The organism is Acidimicrobiia bacterium (assembly GCA_041676705.1).
Taxonomy (GTDB): domain Bacteria; phylum Actinomycetota; class Acidimicrobiia; order Acidimicrobiales; family SKKL01; genus Actinomarinicola.
The window spans coordinates 141,387-159,325 of sequence record JBAYRL010000003.1 but is presented as its reverse complement, the minus strand read 5'-3'; the positions used below and the strand labels follow the sequence as shown (position 1 = coordinate 159,325).

General features: G+C 53.3%; 14 protein-coding genes. 11 read left to right on the top strand and 3 right to left on the bottom strand.

Annotation, left to right across the window (positions count from 1 at the left end; genetic code table 11):
• Positions 1–192 precede the first annotated feature (192 nt).
• The 7 genes from WC184_06780 (at position 193) to WC184_06750 (ending at position 9,292) form a co-directional block, all read left to right on the top strand.
• The gene (locus WC184_06780; GenBank protein ID MFA7477584.1) at positions 193–1,854 is read left to right on the top strand and encodes an ABC transporter substrate-binding protein; all 1,662 of its coding nucleotides are present in this window, start codon (positions 193–195) and stop codon (positions 1,852–1,854) included.
• 101 nt (positions 1,855–1,955) lie between these two features.
• Positions 1,956–3,014: an ABC transporter ATP-binding protein gene (locus WC184_06775; GenBank protein ID MFA7477583.1), complete on the top strand. Its 1,059-nt coding sequence runs from the start codon at positions 1,956–1,958 to the stop codon at positions 3,012–3,014.
• Positions 3,011–4,045: an ABC transporter ATP-binding protein gene (locus WC184_06770; protein MFA7477582.1), complete on the top strand. Its 1,035-nt coding sequence runs from the start codon at positions 3,011–3,013 to the stop codon at positions 4,043–4,045. The genes WC184_06775 and WC184_06770 overlap by 4 nt, the downstream gene beginning before the upstream one ends.
• A gap of 13 nt (positions 4,046–4,058) precedes the next feature.
• The gene (locus tag WC184_06765; GenBank protein MFA7477581.1) at positions 4,059–5,024 is read left to right on the top strand and encodes an ABC transporter permease; all 966 of its coding nucleotides are present in this window, start codon (positions 4,059–4,061) and stop codon (positions 5,022–5,024) included.
• Positions 5,021–5,971: an ABC transporter permease gene (locus WC184_06760; protein ID MFA7477580.1), complete on the top strand. Its 951-nt coding sequence runs from the start codon at positions 5,021–5,023 to the stop codon at positions 5,969–5,971. Before WC184_06765 ends, WC184_06760 begins: the two co-directional genes overlap by 4 nt.
• Positions 5,972–7,516 carry an acyl-CoA synthetase gene (locus WC184_06755; GenBank protein MFA7477579.1) on the top strand — a complete coding sequence of 515 codons (1,545 nt, stop codon included), beginning with the start codon at positions 5,972–5,974 and terminating at the stop codon, positions 7,514–7,516.
• A gap of 123 nt (positions 7,517–7,639) precedes the next feature.
• Complete coding sequence (locus WC184_06750) at positions 7,640–9,292, top strand: ABC transporter substrate-binding protein (protein MFA7477578.1); 1,653 nt, start codon at positions 7,640–7,642, stop codon at positions 9,290–9,292.
• A 183-nt stretch (positions 9,293–9,475) separates the two neighbouring features.
• Here WC184_06750 and WC184_06745 read toward each other — a convergent pair whose 3' ends face one another.
• A complete protein-coding gene (locus WC184_06745) occupies positions 9,476–11,017 on the bottom strand; it encodes an AMP-binding protein (protein MFA7477577.1) in 1,542 nt (513 codons plus the stop codon).
• A gap of 220 nt (positions 11,018–11,237) precedes the next feature.
• Here WC184_06745 and WC184_06740 point away from each other — a divergent pair, with 220 nt between their 5' ends.
• Positions 11,238–12,932, top strand: coding sequence for an ABC transporter substrate-binding protein (locus tag WC184_06740; GenBank protein ID MFA7477576.1), 1,695 nt, complete (start codon positions 11,238–11,240; stop codon positions 12,930–12,932).
• Between the two features lie 162 nt (positions 12,933–13,094).
• On the opposite strand, the gene WC184_06735 is transcribed toward WC184_06740, so the two are convergent.
• Both WC184_06735 and WC184_06730 read right to left on the bottom strand, forming a co-directional pair.
• Complete coding sequence (locus WC184_06735; GenBank protein MFA7477575.1) at positions 13,095–13,895, bottom strand: thioesterase family protein; 801 nt, start codon at positions 13,893–13,895, stop codon at positions 13,095–13,097.
• A gap of 42 nt (positions 13,896–13,937) precedes the next feature.
• Positions 13,938–14,627 carry a hypothetical protein gene (locus WC184_06730; protein MFA7477574.1) on the bottom strand — a complete coding sequence of 230 codons (690 nt, stop codon included), beginning with the start codon at positions 14,625–14,627 and terminating at the stop codon, positions 13,938–13,940.
• Positions 14,628–14,809: 182 nt separating this feature from the next.
• Between WC184_06730 and WC184_06725 the strand changes: the two genes are divergently transcribed.
• From WC184_06725 to WC184_06715, 3 genes are all read left to right on the top strand, one after another.
• Complete coding sequence (locus WC184_06725; GenBank protein MFA7477573.1) at positions 14,810–16,234, top strand: multicopper oxidase domain-containing protein; 1,425 nt, start codon at positions 14,810–14,812, stop codon at positions 16,232–16,234.
• A 110-nt stretch (positions 16,235–16,344) separates the two neighbouring features.
• Entirely contained in the window at positions 16,345–17,028 is a 684-nt protein-coding gene (gene ric / locus WC184_06720; GenBank protein MFA7477572.1) for an iron-sulfur cluster repair di-iron protein, read from the top strand.
• 56 nt (positions 17,029–17,084) lie between these two features.
• Entirely contained in the window at positions 17,085–17,921 is an 837-nt protein-coding gene (locus tag WC184_06715; GenBank protein ID MFA7477571.1) for an MBL fold metallo-hydrolase, read from the top strand.
• The last annotated feature ends 18 nt before the right edge of the window (positions 17,922–17,939 follow it).

Genomic DNA, 17,939 nt, shown 5'->3' with positions numbered 1-17,939 from the left:
AGAGGGGACAAGGGGGTGCCCGGCGACAGCGTTAGGTGCGTCGCACTGATGTAGCGAACCATCGATTCAGGGAGCGCTTTTAACCGTACTTTCGAGGCGACGAAGTTGTCTTGTAAGTGCAGGTTGAGTGTTTCCCACTAATCATTTGCATTTCGTAACATACGATGAGGGGAAGTTATGCAGCATTCGCGGATGAGGTTTTTCCGCTTGTTAGTCGTCTTGGCTGCTTTAGGTCTGTTGGCCGGAGCATGCGGAAGTGATTCAGGCGACTCAGGGGGTAGTGGTGGCGGTTCCGGTGGTGGTTCTACCGCTAGCAGTGATGGAGGTGATGGCGGCGGTGGCACATCGGACGAAGGCGAACCGATCCGAGGCGGCACCCTGCGTGCCCATCAGGTATCTGACGCCGATACCCTTGATCCACTTTCAACGGCATCGTATAACGTGCACTATCGAGTTGGTCTCGCATCCAGTCGTTTGCTGAAGCCAAGCATGGACCCGCAATATGACTACGGTGAGGCGCCAATGGTTGGCGACCTGGCTGAAGAGTGGGAAATTTCCGACGACCTGTTGACCTATACCTTCCACCTGCGTGACAACGTCTTTTGGCATGACATCGCACCGGTGAGTGGCCGCAAGTTCGTAGCTGATGACGTCGTAGCTACTTTCGAAGCCATCCAAGAACGTGGTTTCCAAAAGTACATGCTCGAGAACGTCATTTCTATCGAAGCGCCTGACGACTTGACCGTTGTGCTCAAGCTTTCGGAACCCTTCACCCCGCTGTTGAACTACATGGGTAGTCACCACATGTGGATTATTCCTCGTGAGGGTATTGAGGGTGAATACGATATTTCGAAGCAAACCATTGGTACTGGTCCTTTCGTAATGACCAAATGGGAACAAAACATCACCACTGAATATGAGAGAAACCCGAACTATTTTGAAGAGGGTATTCCCTATATCGATGGCGTAACCTGGCCGGTAATTGCTGACCAAGGTGCCCGTTCGGCGGCCTTTAGGGCTGGAGAGCTCGACATCGTGGGCGCTATGACGCCGCGCGAGTATGAGTCGCTTCAAGCTGCGGTCAAGGGGTCAGTCCTTGTAAAGGAAATTGGTACTGCCCCAATTCGTCTCTATGTGAACATGGAGAAGGAACCCTTCGATGACATTCGGGTGCGCAAAGCCATGAACATGGCTTTGGATCGAGTCGGTATGGGCGACGCCTTGTATATGGACGGTCGTTACACGGGGCCAGTTAATGCTCACATCGTGCGCTTCGCGCTCTCGTCCGACGAGCTGGCTGAGTACTATCCTTATGACCCAGATGAAGCTAAGAAGCTGTTGGCTGAAGCGGGCTATCCCGATGGTTTCGCAACGACCATGATGGTGACAGCGGGTTACGGTCAAACCGTGGTTAGCGGTGCTGAGTGGGTGGTAGAAGACCTGAAGGCAATCGGCATCACCGCCGACATCGACATGGTCGACTACGCCACTTATATCACGCAACGTTGGCCGCAAAAGCAGTATGACATTGCGGTGGGCTTGCAGACCCCGTTCCAAGAAGCCGATGAATGGCTACGCACTCAGTATTACTCTGAGGGCGCACGTAACTGGTACGGAATTAACGATCCCGAGCTCGACGATATGATCATGGAGCAAACCCACATCGTGGATGAAGACGAGCGGATTGAAGCCGTCAAGGATATTCAGCGCTACATCCTAGAAAACGTGGTTAATCCCATGGAACTTTGGATCGGCGACGCTGTTGGTCTGCTGTCTCCGGTGGTGAAGGGATACCACACTCAGCCGCAGTACGGCTACAACCATTATGCCTACCTGTGGCTTGATCGAAGCTAAATACTACTAGACTACTGTGGGGCATTTGTCACTAGCTGGTAAGTGCCCCACTAACAACATTCACAATTACACATCTTGTGGGGGAGAGGTGTTACGCAACGATGGCTATGATTTCTAGCCTGGCCAAGAACCGTACGGTTGAGCCTGGGGGGGCGAACGAACCGGTATTAGCGGTTGAGAACTTGGCAGTGTCATTCGAGACGAGATACGGCCCAGCCGAAGTAGTTAGCGATGTCTCGTTCTCGCTGCATCCGGGCGAGACCGTGGCATTGGTGGGCGAAAGTGGATCCGGCAAGAGCGTTACCGCGCTCGCCGTGATGCGACTTTTGGAAGACACCGGTTCCATTGCTAGGGGAAGCGTTCGGCTCGACGGGAAAGAGCTAACCGGACTAACTGAACAGGAATACCGCAAGGTCCGTGGCAAGGAAATTGCCATGATCTTTCAAGACCCGACCACGTGTTTGGATCCCGTTTATACGGTTGGGCATCAACTCATTGAGGCTATACGGATTCACAACAAGATTTCTAAGAAAGAGGCCCGCCAACGCGCGATCGAGCTTCTCGATTTGGTCGGTATTCCAAATCCAACTCGGCGCATCAAGCAATATCAACACGAAATGTCGGGCGGGCAACGCCAGCGGGTAATGATCGCAATGGCCCTAACGTGTTCGCCGCGAATGTTGATTGCTGATGAGCCAACAACAGCACTCGACGTGACCGTGCAAGCCCAGATCTTGGCACTGTTGCAAGAATTGCAGCAGGAAACTGGTACCGCGCAGCTGTTAATTACTCACGATCTAGCCGTGGTGGCAGAAATGGCCGATCGGGTGGTGGTTATGTATGCCGGCCAAGTGGTGGAACAAGGAGTGGCCCATGAGGTCTTGCACTCTCCCCAGCACCCCTATACCGAGGCGTTGCTTCGAAGCATGCCGAGCGTGGCCACCGACAAAGGCGACCGCCTCTATGCCATTGAAGGTGTAGTTCCTACGGCTCGAAATATGCCTTCCGGGTGTCGTTTTGCTGCCCGTTGTGAATACGCAACAGCACTTTGTTTCAATGAAGCGCCCGTGCTTAATGAATGGCAGCCAGCCCACGAAACTCGTTGTTGGTTGCGTGACCCATCCAAGAGTGAAGAAATGAGCCAGGGGGCCTTGGTATGACCGATGTGCATGAATCGCCGGTGCAGCTAGGTGCCGATAGCGCTTCGCAAGACAACGAATGGCTTCTCCAAGTTAAGAATCTCGAGAAGCACTTCTCGGTACGTAGAGGCGCGTTGGGCAGCCAAAGTGTGGTGCGAGCCGTTGATGGCGTGTCGTTTAACATCAAGCGTGGCGAGACCCTGGGTCTAGTTGGCGAATCTGGCTGTGGAAAATCAACCACCGGACGCTTAATTATGCGTCTGTTGAAGCCAACCAACGGTTCGATCATATTCGAAGGCCAAGACATCGCGGCGTTACGTAAGAGCCAGCTTAAAGATTACCGGCGGAAGCTTCAGATCATCTTTCAAGACCCTTACAGCTCGCTAAACCCGCGCATGTCGGTATCACAAATCGTCGGTGAGGGTTTGGCGATCCACGGCATTGGATCACGTGGCAGCGACCGTAACGAGCGAATTGGTGAGCTGCTTAGCCAGGTGGGATTGACCGAAGCTGATGCTGCTAAGTTTCCTCACCAGTTCTCGGGTGGTCAACGCCAGCGAATCAGCATTGCGAGGGCTCTGGCAACCGAACCCGAGCTAATCGTATGTGACGAGCCCGTGTCGGCGCTCGACGTTTCCGTCCAAGCGCAGATCATCAACCTTCTGAACGATCTAAAAGCAGAACATGGGCTGTCGTATCTGTTCATCTCCCATGACTTGAACGTGGTTAGCTATTTGGCCGACCGGGTTTGTGTCATGTATTTGGGTGAGATCGTTGAATATGGCCCCACCGAAGCCATCTTTAGCGATCCGCAGCATCCCTATACTCAGGGCCTCTTAAACGCTATTCCTCAATTCGATGCCGCTCGTCCGGTATCGGAACGTGCGGGAGTGCGTGGTGATGTGGCCGATCCCTCAAACATGCCTTCTGGCTGTCGTTTCCATCCCCGGTGTCCAACCGCCATCCCGGAGGCATCCGAGGTTATTCCAAAGCTTACCGAAGTAGCCCCAGAGCATTATGTGGCTGCCTGTCCATGTTTCTTTAAAGGCTGAGGGGGAGCGATAAATGTTACGACTACTAGGACGTCGGCTGCTCTATGGCTTTTTCATTCTGAACCTGATGACGATTTTGCTGTTTCTAATCGTTCGGTTGGTTCCAGGTGACGCCGTTCGAATGCAACTGGCCGATACCGTGGCTTCAGAAGAACAAATAGCTCAGCTCACCTCAGAGTTTGGCCTCGACAAGCCAGTGTGGACTCAGCTCGGAAGCTGGTACGCCGGTGCGGTCAAAGGCGATTTTGGCACGTCGTTCGCGACACGTGACTCGGTGGCCTCAATGGTATTTGGCCGACTGCCAGTAACCATTACCCTAACCGTCTATTCAGTGGTGTTAGGGCTGATACTCGGGGTTGGTGCCGGGGTAATTTCGGTGATAAGACGCAACGGTTGGATAGACAACGTAGTGCGTTTTATTTCGGTGCTCGGCCTTTCCTTACCGAACTTTTGGTTAGCACTATTAATGCTCACGTTTACTTCCATTGTTTGGAAGTGGGTACCACCTCTTAACTACGTGAGCGTCGTAGAAGACCCTATTGGTAACCTCACCAAACTGGCGATGCCTGCCTTGGCCTTAGGTGCTGCTCTTGGTGCCAGCATCGCACGTTTAACCAGGTCATCACTGTTAGAGGTTATGGGATCCGACTTTATTCGAACGGTCAGAGCCAAAGGTGCGAACCAGTGGAACGTGTTATTTCGCCACGCCCTGCGCAACTCTTTGATCCCAGTGATCACTCTGGTTGGTATCCAAATTGGTGCCCTGCTCGGCGGTACGGTGATCCTCGAGCAGATCTTCTCGCTACCAGGTCTTGGGCGAGTGGTTTACCAGGCTGTGAACACTCGCGACTATCCGGTGCTCCAAATGTGTGCCGTGCTCTATGGCGCAATCTTTATCGTGGTCAACATCGCTGTTGACCTGAGTTATGGGTGGATTAACCCCCGCATGAGGTCAACAATTTCAGGAGGAAGCCGATGAGTGTGGCTGATCCATCGTTGCAACCCGATTTAACCGATTCCAACGAAACACAGGTGGCGGCGGTAGAAGGCATCGTCCGTGAAGGAGTAGTAACCGCCATCCCCAAAGAAAGCCGAATGGATGAGATTCGGCGGTTTATCCGCACTCAACCTTTGGGTGTGTTGTCTCTGGTGATCATCGGTGCATTCCTCGTAATTGCCATCCTGGCTCCATGGATTGCTCCGTTCGATCCGGTAGCACAAGATCGAACATCGTTCTTGGTAGGGCCAAATGGTAGTCACTGGTTTGGTACCGACGAGTTAGGGCGAGACATCTTGAGCCGAATCATTCACGGCTCTCGAATTTCCCTATATGTTGGCGCCGCGACCACCGTGGGCTCTTTTGTTATCGGTTCTATTGTGGGTCTTTTGGCTGGTTACCTGGGCGGCAAGGTCGATGCAGTCGCACAATCCGTAATCGATGCCTTGCTTACGGTGCCGCCGCTCGTCTTGGCACTGTTCATTGCGGCCCTACTTGGTCCGAGCGTGCGAAATGTGGTTATTGCGCTCACGATTCTGCAAATCCCCAGGATGGCTCGAATTGCCCGAGGTGAGATGCAGCGAATCAAGAGTCTTGACTTTGTGGAATCTGCTACTGCCTTAGGCAGTGGCCCAATGCGAATAATGCTTCTGCACGGGTTTCCGAATATGTTGCCGTCACTAATTGTGGTGGCCAGCTTGGGCTTTGGCGGTGCGATCATTGCTGAAGCGTCGCTGAGCTTCTTAGGTGTCGGAACGCCACCGCCCAACCCTTCCTGGGGTTTGATGCTTAGCAACGGTTCTTCTTACTTCCAGATTGCACCTTGGTTGGTCATCTTCCCAGGTGTGGCTATCAGCCTGATTGTGCTGGCATTTAACCTCTTTGGAGATACTCTCCGAGACTTCCTAGATCCTAAGTTGGTGCGATAGATGTATCCCGGTGTTTTTGCTGCCTCCGATCCTGACCGGCCAGCGGTCATTATGGGGACTTCGGGGGAGGTGCGGACCTTTGGCGAGCTAGATGCCAATTCAAACCAGTTAGCCCATCTGTTGCGAGAAGCAGGTCTTTCGCGTGGTGATCACGTGGCGTTGTTCATGGAAAACAACATCGCCTTTATGGACGTGGTGTGGGCAGCGTTACGGTCTGGTCTGTATCTGACCGCTATTAATAGCCACCTAACCCCGGAAGAAGTGGCCTACATTGTTGAAGATTGCGAAGCCAAGGTTTTCGTTACCTCGCAAGCATTATTTGGCGTTGCCGGCGAAGTTGATTGGGCATCACTGCCCCAGGTCTCGTTGAAACTTATGACCGACGGCGTGGTGGATGGCTTCGAATCGTATGAAAAGGCCATACAGGATCAGCCAGTGATACCGATTGACGATGAGTCACACGGAATCACGATGCTTTACTCTTCGGGGACTACGGGTCGACCGAAGGGTGTCTTGAAGCCGCTGCCGCAGGGCCATCCGAGCACCGACCCCGGTGCTGTTGCTCGAATGGCCGATACCTACGGGTTCTTCGACGGCATGGTCTATATCTCGCCGGCCCCCCTATATCACGCGGCGCCGCTTGGTTTTTGTACTAACGTGCACCGCTTTGGCGGCTCAATCGTGGTGATGGAACGATTTGATCCGGCTTATGCTCTCGAGCTCATCGATAAATATAAAGTCACCCACAGCCAGTGGGTGCCAACGATGTTTATTCGAATGCTGCGGCTAAGCCCGGAAGAGCGAGCCAAGCACGACCTTTCAAGCTTGCAAATTGCAATTCACGCCGCGGCACCCTGCCCCGTTCCAGTAAAACGAGAGATGATCGAGTGGTGGGGTCCGATTATCTATGAATATTACGCTGGAACGGAAGGTAATGGTTCAACCGCCATTACCTCACAAGAATGGCTTGAACGTCCGGGATCGGTGGGGCAAGCCCGAGTGGGCAAGATTCATATTATTGGACCTGATGGCGAAGAGTTAGGCCCTATGGAAGAAGGGGCAATCTACTTCTCCGGAGGCGCCGAATTTTCTTATCATAATGATCCTGAAAAAACGGCTGAATCGCGAAGAGCCGGTGGGTTGACCACTTTGGGCGATGTGGGGTACCTCGATGAGGAGGGCTGGCTTTATCTAACTGACCGCAAAGCACACATGATCATTTCAGGTGGAGTAAATATATATCCTCGAGAAATTGAAGACGTGCTCATTCAGCATCCAGCCGTTGCCGACGTGGCGGTGTTCGGCGTGCCGAATGACGATTTCGGTGAGGAAGTCAAAGCGGTCATTCAACCAATAGACCCCAAAGATGCTGGCCCCGAACTAGCTTCAGAGCTGGACGCTTTTGTAAGACAACATTTGGCTTCTTACAAGTGTCCACGTTCCATCGATTTCCGCGACGAGCTACCTCGACTGCCCACCGGGAAGCTGTATAAGCGAATATTGGTAGATGAATATAAAAAAGCAGCTGAAGCCGCCGCTGGTTAAATCTGGTATAGGTGCAGATGATTAAGGCCACTGCTTTCTAAAACTCTTGAGAGCGGGTATGTTGTAATTGTGAGCGGCTGGGGGGTTGCTCACAAAACATACTCATCTCAAGGGGGGATATTTATGCGTTCTAAACACTTGCGTGTTGGGCGCTTGCTCGCGCTAGTCGCGGTTCTTGGTTTGCTTTTAGCCGCCTGCGGTGGCTCGGATGACACGCCTGGTGCCAGTCCTGGCGGCAATGGCAGTAGCTCGAACAGCGATAGCGGTGGTGCCGACGAGGGCGAACCGAGATACGGTGGGATTTTTCGTGACAACCGGGTCTCGGACGCCGACACACTTGACCCGTTAGCAACGGCGGCTTTTAACTTGCACAACCGGGTTGGGCTTGCATCTAACCGGCTCTTACGGGTTGACCTTTCCCCTGAATACAAGTTTGGGGAAGCGCCGATGAAAGGTGATTTGGCCGAGTCGTGGGAGATTTCAGACGACCTCCTCACCTACACTTTTCATCTTCGTGATGACGTGTTTTGGCACGATATTCCACCAGTGAATGGCCGCCAGTTTGTGGCGGATGATGTTGTAGCTACCTTTACTGAGATCCAAAAGCGCGGATTTCAATCATACATGTTGCAAAACGTCATCTCGATTGAGGCCCCAGACGATTTTACAGTGGTCTTGAAGCTCTCTGAACCGTTTACTCCACTGTTGAACTACATGGGCAACCACCATATGTGGATCATTCCCCGTGAGGGCATTGATGGCGAGTACGACATTTCGAAACAGACCATTGGGACCGGTCCGTTTATCATGACGAAGTGGGAACAAAACATCACCACCGAATACGAACGCAACCCCAACTATTTTGAGGAAGGTATTCCGTATCTTGACGGGGTCACGATGCCAGTTATACCTGACCAAGGGGCCCGGATTGCTGCATTCCGTGCGGGTAATCTGGATGCTATCGCCGGAATCAGCCGTCGCGAAGCGGACTCGATTCTGGCGGACACGCCGGGCGCTGTCCAACGTCAAGAAATTGGGACCTCGCCAGTACGACTTTTTGTCGATATGACCACACCACCCTTTGATGATGTTCGTGTGCGTCAAGCTATGAACATGGCCCTCGATCGCGAGGGTATTGGTGCTGGCATCTATGAATCTGGTTCCTACACAGGGCCTGTCAACATTCACGTAGCTCGATATGCTCTCTCGCAAGATGAGCTGAAGAGTTACAATCCTTATGACCCTGAGCGAGCCCGTGAACTGCTAGCCGAGGCCGGGTACCCCAATGGTTTCGATTCCAAGATTATGACTACTGCCGCTTACGGTCCAGTGGTTGTCAGCGTGGCGGAGTGGGTGGTCGCTGACCTTGCCGAAATTGGAATTAAGGCCGATATCGAGGTCGTCGATTACGCCACCTATATCACCCAACGCTGGCCACAACTGCAATACGAAATAGCGGTAGGTTTGCAGACGCCCTTTGCAGAGGCGGACGAATGGTTGAGGGCTCAATATCATTCAGAAGGTAGCCGAAACTGGTATGGAGTTGATGACCCTGAACTAGATGAGCTCATCATGGACCAGACTCGTATTGTCGATGAAGACGACCGGATCGCGAAAGCTGAAGAAATTCAGCGATATATTTTAGAAAAAATTGTGAATCCGATGGAGATTTGGATCGGGGATACTTTATTAGTGCTTGGTAAAGATATCCGTGCTTACCATTCGCAACCTGAATACGGTTATGGATGGTATGCATATCTTTGGCTGGACCGGTAAGAGCACAGTTGCTGTTCCAGAGTGATTAATGCAAGTGGGGGCAATAGCTGAAAGCTATTGCCCCCACTTGCTGTGTATGTGAGTTTCTTCTTGGTTCTAAGCTACCAATGCACCGCTGTGGTAAAGCGGGTGTATGAAATTCCGTTACGCCGCGACTGCACACCGCGGTTTAAGTGGAGCTGGTTACGGCTGTTTGTTAGCCCAGTAGGGGGCTCGCATTTCTCGTTTCAAAATTTTTCCTGAAGCCGAGCGTGGGATTTCCTCGGTCCGTTCAATTGAGCGCGGTACCTTGTAGCCAGCTAGGTGCTCACGGCAGAACGCTTGAAGGTCGGCGTCGCTAACTTCTCCACCCTCATACAAGGTGATGGTGGCGTGCACGGCCTCGCCCCACTCGTCATCGGGGATACCAAACACAGCCGCGTCGGCCACCTGAGGATGAGCCACTAGCACAGCTTCAATCTCGGCTGGGTAGATATTCACCCCTCCCGAGATGATCATGTCACTCTTGCGGTCGGCAATATAGTAAAAGCCTTCGTCGTCCATGTAGGCAATGTCGCCGACTGAGAGATAATCCCCGTGTTGCGCGGCGGCATACTTGTCGGGGTCTTTGTAGTACATAGCAAAGGTGCCTTCAGACTTCACGTACAGTTCGCCCGGCACCATTGGTTCAGTTACCTCGTTGCCGTCATCATCGATCAACTTAATTTCAACGGCTGGTGCTGGTCGGCCACAAGAACCTGGCTTACGCATTTGATCATCGGGAACTAAAACCGTGTTGACGCCTAACTCGGTCGAGCCGTAAACCTCGAAGAGTGAATAGTCGTTAATTCGCTCCACATATTTCTTCTTCAGCTCAAAAGGCCATGGTGCAGCGTTAGCTACTAGTCGCTGCATCGAGGAGGTGTCGTACTTGGCCCGTACTTCTTCAGGTAGATCTACCACTCGACGGATGGGTGTCGGTGCCGAGAATGAAGTGGTGACCTTGTGCTTGTCAACCAGACGCAGCCAATCTTCAGGGTCGAAGTGCCGCTGGATCACTACAGAACCACCTAGGCTCTGCACGATTATCATGAAACCAAGGGGTGCCGAATGGTAGAGCGGACCGGTCGAGAGATACACGTCGCCGGGCTGCCAGCCGATAAGGGCCACTAAGCCACCACCAGTGGCACCGGGGTTGGATCGACGCACGGTTCCTTTTGGTTTGCCGGTGGTGCCCGAGGTGTAGATCATGGTGGTACCAGCAGTCGGGTCATCGCCCACCGGCACCGGTTCATCCGTGGAAGCCGCAGCGGCACGAGCATCGAGATCACTGGCCCAATCAGGCGCCGTAGCATCGCGTAAACGGAATGCTATCCATGCTCGAACTTGCGGCAGTTTGGTGTGAATGTTCTCAAGCTGCTCGGTCTGTTCGATATCGAACAGCACTACTACGGCGTCACTGTTTTCAATTACATATGCGGCTTCATCGGGCGCCAGCCGATAGTTCATTGGAACGCAAACCGCCCCAACTTTGCGTGCCGCATGGTTGACTGCCACCACCTCGGCGCTGTTCTGCCCTACCCAAAGCACTTTCTCCCCGGATTTCACACCGTGCTCTTGAAGCACATGGGCATATTGATTAACGAGATTGTTGAGTTCCTCCAAGGACCACACAACATCGTCTTCGATTACTGATTGGTCACCCGGCCGCGCCTGAGCGTGCAGAGCAAGAATGTCCGTCGTCATAAACCCGACTTTAGCGCTGAGCTGTGACGAAGGTCGCCAAAAAGCACATCTCACCGATGCAACGGAATCATCGAGCCCTCACTACATATCGTTGAAAGTACTGATAATGTTCGGGCTGACGTTTCGACGTTCAAACGTCATAATGCCGCACTGTGACACGGGGGAGTGTCTGGGCGGAATTCGCAGTCGATGACAATTATTAGGGGGATTTGTGAACGTAATGCGAAAGCGACGATTGCTGCTGGCACTAGTGGCCGTGATGGCCCTGTTCGTGGCGGCCTGTGGCAGTGACTCGAATTCCGACAACGGTGCTGAAGCGCCGGGTACTTCAACTACGGCTGGTGAAACTGACAACTCAAGCGGCGACAATGACAATGTCCCTGAACCCACCCAAGGTGGGAAGCTCACGGTTGGACTAGAAGCTGACTGCAATAGTTATGCTCCGTGGCTGTCTTCGTGTGCACAATCGGGCACTAATGTCTCGAACGCGCTGTTTGACCCGCTGGTTGTTCTTTCGAACGATGGTCAGATGGTGCCATATTTGGCGGAATCGGTGGAACCAAATGAAGACGCCACCGAGTGGACGGTTACCTTGCGGCCAGGAATTAAGTTCCACGACGGTACCGAGCTAACTGCACAAGTACAGAAAGAAGCCTACGAAGAGTTTTTGTTACGCTCCGACAGCATATTGAGCCGCGGTACCAAGAATGTTGACGAAGTTCGTGTCGATGGTGATCTGACCTACACCTATGTGTTGAACAACGAGAATCCTCAATTCGTCTACGAGCTTGCGGGCGGGCTTGGTAGACCATTCTCGATTGAGGCTGCTCGGGCGAACCCGGAAGATTTTGGTTCTAAACCGGTCGGGACCGGACCTTTCAAGCTGGTGTCTTGGGTAAGAGATGGCTCGCTAGTCGCCGAACGCAACAGTGACTATTGGCAAGAAGGGTTGCCCTATCTGGATGAAATAACCTTCGTGCCTCTGCCCGATGAAGATTCTCGTCAGGCCTCAATGCAAAGCGGAGATGTAGATGCGGTCCTTTACGCACGATTGGGTGTGTACCTAAAGCGCTATCAGGATTTAGCCGAACAAGGTGAGGTTAATATTTATCTGCAGCCCGGTGATGTGGCCTCAGGAATACTGTTGAACACCGCGATGCCGCCGATCGATGATCTGCGGGTAAGACGTGGTTTAACCCAAATGCTCGATCCAGAGCAGCTGATCGTAATAGTGGCCGAGGCCCCGGTGGCGAGCCCGCGGCAGTTGCAGGTCGATGAAAGCAGCCCTTTCTTCTCGGAAAAGGCTGCCGAAGCGTATCCTGCCTATGACGAAGAGGCCGGCAAAGCTTTAGTGCAGGAATACATTGATGACCCCAACCGGTCAGATGGCAAGGCCCCTGGTTCTCCCATCACTTTCCGGTATATGTACACCAACACACCATCGTTGGCTACCCAGGCTCAATATCTACAGAGCCGTTGGGGTGAGGCCGGAGCCGAAGTCACTCTTATTGCCAACGAGATGGCGCAGAGCATTCAGAATGTGCTGAAAGGCGATTTTGAAATGGTCTTTTGGCGGCCAGGATTGTCAGTCAGCCCCCTCAGCACAATCCGGGGTGAATACATGAACCCTGACGATCTCTCCAACTACGCCAATTGGACCGATCCTCGAATTCACGAAGCTGAAGCCGAACTGAGCACCGCCAAGAGTTTCGACGATGAATACGCCGCGGTAGAGAAGTTCTTAACCGCGGTGGCCGACCAGGTGGTCTTTATTATGGTGGCTTCCAATAATGAATTCTTTGCCACGAGCCCGGACATATTTGGGATCGATAGTTGGAAAACACCAGATGGAGTTCTGGGCTACGGAGCTCGAAGTGGTGCGACCTTCTGGGGCCAGGTGTATAAGTCTAAATAACCGATCTGAAACTCGATCGAGCTGATCCTTCGGATGGCGCTGTGTGGCGTAGCTTCGCATTGGCCCATCCGAAGATCGCTGAAATCTCACAACTGTCTCTTTGGACCCGGAGGAACCCAAGAGTGTGGTTCGGGCTGCGGTGCTACATCGACGTTGAGTAGATTAACCGGCGTGTTCCAAGATCAGGCTTTGCACCGAACGGCCGACACGACCGTCTTGGTCATATAGTTCGCTTTCTGCCAAGGCCATGCCAGTTGGTCCTGGCACGGTGCGAGAACGCAGACATATCCATTCGCCGCTTGCTTCCCGGTTGAAATGAATGGTCAGGTCGGGGTTAATGAAAAGCCACTCACCGCGTGGAAGTACCCACGAAAAACCGTTGCCAAAATCAGCGGCCCCGGCCACTCGCATGGCTGGGCTGTTGGCTTGACCTTCAACCACTGGGTAGCGCAATCGAATCCAGCCGGCACTCGGACCCGGTTCGTGGAACCCGCCTTCTACGAAACGAATTTCGTTGGCATCAGTATGAAAGCCGCGGCTGGGTCGGTTAGGAGTGCCTGGAAAAGTTGGTGTTGGCACCGATTCTTGTAGAAATCTCGGTATCTCGGTACTGGAAGGAAGCGCTTCTGGTGGAACCGCAAGCGTTTCGTGGCGTATCCGTAGCGCGGTGGCCCGCATAACCTCCAGCTCATCTGACCATAAGGAAGCTTGCACCAGCTGAACTTTTCGCCCAGGTCGCACAATGTTGGTTTCAACGCGTAGTGGGGTTAAGGGTACCGGTCTCATAAGTTCAAAAGTGACCCGGGCTATTGACATAGGTATGGGCGCGTCGACCCCTTCGATGACATGGGTCAAAAGTGCCGAAGGCGCACCGCCATGTTGAGCTCGTTCGTCCCAAGGACCGGTGGTTAGATCAGTGGGAATGAAAAAGTCGCCGTCGGGTCGGTACAAAAATTCGCTCACACCGCCAGGTTAGAGCTTGGGGCAGCCGTGGGCTGGCAAACCCTAACGAATCATAATTTTAAGAGTGCCGTTTTTTTGTAGCGTAAGCAACGGCGAATCCAGTTTCGGCAATTCCAAGCTGAGTGAGTCATCAGCGTTTGGCGCGGCGAGTTCAAGAGTAATGTTCTCGTCGTTGGCCGTGACGGTGAAAACCACCGGTACCTGCTCGAACGCGGCCCTGGCCAAGAGTTCCTGAGCGCTTCTTAACGTGAGTAGCTGGCTTAAGCGCGGTGCAATCTTGCCATTGAACTCGATATCAATGGCCGCACCGACATCTTCTCGCAGCGCGGTAGTTTCTGTTTCAAGCGCCAGGCGCAATGCATCTTGGGCCGCAGAAAATGGGCTTAGTTCATCAGGCTGAATAGCGACGCTTTGGCGCCAAGTTCTTTCTGAACGCATTAATTCAAGCGTCCACAGTAACTCGATGCCACCTTTATATTGTTCTAACTCGTCTTTCTGGCGCTCTAACTCGCTGCCCAATGCGTCTTTGTTTGATTGAATCTCTTCCAGATCACTTTTCAGCTGAACCACTTCTTCGGTTTTGTTGGTCAGTTCTTGAGCTTGGGTTTCGCACTGTGCGACAGAACCGGCTAATTCAGCTCTTAATTTGTTGGTCCGGAGCCAGAAAAGTACAGCTGCGATGCCGAAACATAGGGCGAGGATCGCGACAAGGGTCAAAGCGATAGGTGTCACTCTTACAGCCTAGTCCTATCGGCGCGAGCGTCATTGATGCCCAGGTCACGCTTAACGTTGTATAGGTTGCGACGAAGGCCCTCGCTCGCTGGGACCTTTGGCCCTCAAAATCTGCCTTAAATCTAGTAACTATTAGATATATGCCACCAATGTAGGTGGAAGAGAAGGGGAGTACCTAAGGAATGTCCACATCGAATTCAAGCCTGGGGGAGACGCCGCAAGGCAGTGCGCCCAACCCCAAGTCTTCAGGCGGAAACTGGCTACCGATCGGTTTTACGGTCGTAAGCTTCGTAGCCTTCTTCGCCGTCCTGGCCGCCGGCCTAGCATTTCGCTCTAATGACAGTGGCAGCGAAGCAGCTCCTAAGGCCGAGGCCACAGGCGCACAAACCATCGAGATTGTCCTCGGTGACATTTATGTAGAGCCCAACGAGATCACAATTCCTGCTGGAACCGAGCTGACCTTAGTGGTCCATAACGAAGGTGCCATGCAGCACGACTTGAAGCTGAACGGCGAAGTCGGTACCGGCATGATCGACCCCGGTGAATCGGAAACCGTCAACCTGGGGGTATTTAGTGACAGCGCATTAGCCTGGTGCACCATACCTGGGCACCGTGCTGCCGGTATGGAGCTAGCCATCAACGTGGAAGGCGGTGGCTCCCTCGAGGTCGCAGCCCCAAGTGCCAGCGGTCAAGCAACAACGGGTGCCAAGATCGATTTCAACGCCTCTCCAGATGAGGATTGGAAGCCTTATGATCCCAACCTGGCACCTGCTCCTGGCGGCACGCACCACGAAGTCACTTTCTCAATGACCGAAACCGTATTGGAAATAGCACCTGGTGTAACCCAAGAGCTTTGGACCTTCGACGATATGGTCCCCGGGCCAACCTTGAGAGGCAAGGTCGGTGACATCTTTACTGTGACCATCGTGAACAACGGTCAAATGGGCCACTCCATCGACTTCCACGCTTCGAAGGTGGCTTGGGATAATGAGATGCGCACGATCCAGCCTGGCGAGTCGCTGGTCTATCAGTTCGAAGCCAAGCATTCAGGAATCTTCATGTACCACTGTGGCACGGCCCCAGCCTTGCACCACATCGGTAACGGCATGCACGGCGCGTTGATCATTGATCCACCCAACCTGCCGGAAGTCGACAAAGAGTTCCTCTTTGTTCAAAGCGAGTTCTACACCGGGCCCGAAGGTGAGCCTGGTGACTACACCAAGATGCTGAATGACCAATGGGATGCTGTGGTGTTCAACGGTTATGTGAACCAGTACGTCCACGCCCCCATCAAGGTTGGGTCGAATGACCGGATTCGTATCTGGATTCTCGACAATGGTCCTTCCGAAAACAGCTCCTGGCACATCGTTGGAACCATCTTCGACACTGTCTATAAAGAAGGTGCCTACCTGCTACGGCCGGATGACTCCCACGGTGGCTCGCAGGCCCTCGATCTGCAACCCGCCCAAGGTGGTTTCGTGGAAGCAACCTTCGACTTCGATGGTCTCTATCCCTTCGTCACGCACAAGTTCTCCAACGCTAGCAAGGGTGCGATGGGTATCTTCCAAGTGGGTGATGTTGAAGCTGGTGACGACCTAGCACACTAAGGTAAAACCCTTAGGAACCTAATCTCTTGCATCGAGCGGGAAGGGCCAAAGGTCCCTTCCCGCTTCTGTATTTTCTAGTATAAGCTAGAATTACCTAGAAAGGGGTGGCAATGTCCGTGCAAGACTCAATATCAACCATCGACCCAGATTCGTCACTCGGTGATCTTGTCAACCAAGTGTCGGCCCGGGCGCGTGTTTTTGAACGCTATGGCGTCGACTATTGCTGCCACGGTCAGCGCAGCCTAAAAGACGCGGCTGCTGAGGCCAAGATCGATTTGAATCTCCTCCAAGCTGAGCTTCTGAAGGTTGATACGGTGGCCGACCCAGTGGCGGCCCTTCACCCATCAGCCTTGGTGATGCAGGTGGAAGCCACACACCACAAGTACCTTTGGGAAGAGTTGCCACTCTTGGAAGCTCTAGCTCAGAAAATTCACACGGTACATGGAGCCAACCACCCTGAGTTGGCACGGGTATCAGAGCTCGTACAGCTGATCAGAAACGATCTTGAGCCGCATCTGCGTGAGGAAGAAGAAACCGTTTTCCCGGCCATCCAGGCTTATTTCAAAGACAACACTCCGGTCGAGTCGGCCCAAATCGACAAGCTGCGAAGCGAGCACGAACAGCTTGGCCTGGTATTGGCAGAACTGCGCGAAGTCGCCAATAATTACGAACTGCCAGCCGATGCTTGTGCAAGCTATACCATGCTGTACCAGCGACTAGCCGAGCTCGAAAGCGACACCTTTCGCCATATTCACCTTGAGAACAACGTAATTTTCCCGCAACTCTCGGTGTAACTTTTGTCACAATAATCAAGATGGGCTGGCGGGCGTGTTGGGAGTAGCTTTTGACTGTGTCTACCAACGCGCCCACCGAGCTTGAACCCCTCTTGCCGGGCGTATTCGTTTGGATGTCGCCAACTCCGAGCCAAGGCCACACCAACGCTGGCGTAGTCATTGACACCGACGGCCTGACGATCGTGGACACTCTGGCGGTTCCTTCGCAATGGCAAGAATTTGGACAAGCGGTAACCGATTTAGGTTGGCCGGTGCCACGGGTGGTATTAACCTCCAGCCACATTCAATACAGCGGAGGATCAAGGTACTTTCGATCGAGTGCCGTCTATGGCACGGCCGAAGCCAGCGAAGCCCTCGACCAACCCGCTAACCCGGCCCTGTTTCAACGGTTATTTCCCGAGCTAGCCAGCGAGTTCGATGACACTACACAAACCCGACCGGTGACCCATGTGGTGGCTGAAGAGGCTTATCTCTCAGCGGCCACTTTAGCGGTTCCCACCGCGGGTCAGATGCTGGAAAACCTTGTCCTGGCGGTACCTGGAGAAGGTTTAGTCTTTGCTGGTGCCATGTGCAGTTTTGGTGTAACGCCCATGGCCTATGATGGCGACTTGGCCCGCTGGGCAGATGAACTCGAACTCATCCTCGATTTAGGCCAAATTATTGTGCCTGGCCATGGTCCAATTGGGGGCGAAGAAGAGGTGCGCGACCTACAAGGCTATCTACGTGCTTGTGTCGATGCCGAAGGAAACCCCGACGCCTTGGCCGACGGTCCATGGGTCGATTGGACAGACCGTCACTGGGATGCCATAAACATTGAGCGGGCTGCCATGATCTCAGAGGGCAACTATTCGCCGCCACAGAACCTTTTGAAGCTTCTAGGCCTCACCTCGTGAAGGCCCCCGTTGTCCTTA

Coding starts and splice junctions, on each gene's coding strand:
- WC184_06760 (MFA7477580.1), top strand. CDS start 5,021: ATGAGTGTGGCTGATCCATCGTTGCAACCCGATTTAACCGATTCCAAC.
- WC184_06745 (MFA7477577.1), bottom strand. CDS start 11,017: ATGACGACGGACATTCTTGCTCTGCACGCTCAGGCGCGGCCGGGTGAC.
- WC184_06725 (MFA7477573.1), top strand. CDS start 14,810: ATGTCCACATCGAATTCAAGCCTGGGGGAGACGCCGCAAGGCAGTGCG.
- WC184_06775 (MFA7477583.1), top strand. CDS start 1,956: ATGGCTATGATTTCTAGCCTGGCCAAGAACCGTACGGTTGAGCCTGGG.
- ric (MFA7477572.1), top strand. CDS start 16,345: ATGTCCGTGCAAGACTCAATATCAACCATCGACCCAGATTCGTCACTC.
- WC184_06750 (MFA7477578.1), top strand. CDS start 7,640: ATGCGTTCTAAACACTTGCGTGTTGGGCGCTTGCTCGCGCTAGTCGCG.
- WC184_06780 (MFA7477584.1), top strand. CDS start 193: ATGAGGTTTTTCCGCTTGTTAGTCGTCTTGGCTGCTTTAGGTCTGTTG.
- WC184_06770 (MFA7477582.1), top strand. CDS start 3,011: ATGACCGATGTGCATGAATCGCCGGTGCAGCTAGGTGCCGATAGCGCT.
- WC184_06740 (MFA7477576.1), top strand. CDS start 11,238: ATGCGAAAGCGACGATTGCTGCTGGCACTAGTGGCCGTGATGGCCCTG.
- WC184_06765 (MFA7477581.1), top strand. CDS start 4,059: ATGTTACGACTACTAGGACGTCGGCTGCTCTATGGCTTTTTCATTCTG.
- WC184_06755 (MFA7477579.1), top strand. CDS start 5,972: ATGTATCCCGGTGTTTTTGCTGCCTCCGATCCTGACCGGCCAGCGGTC.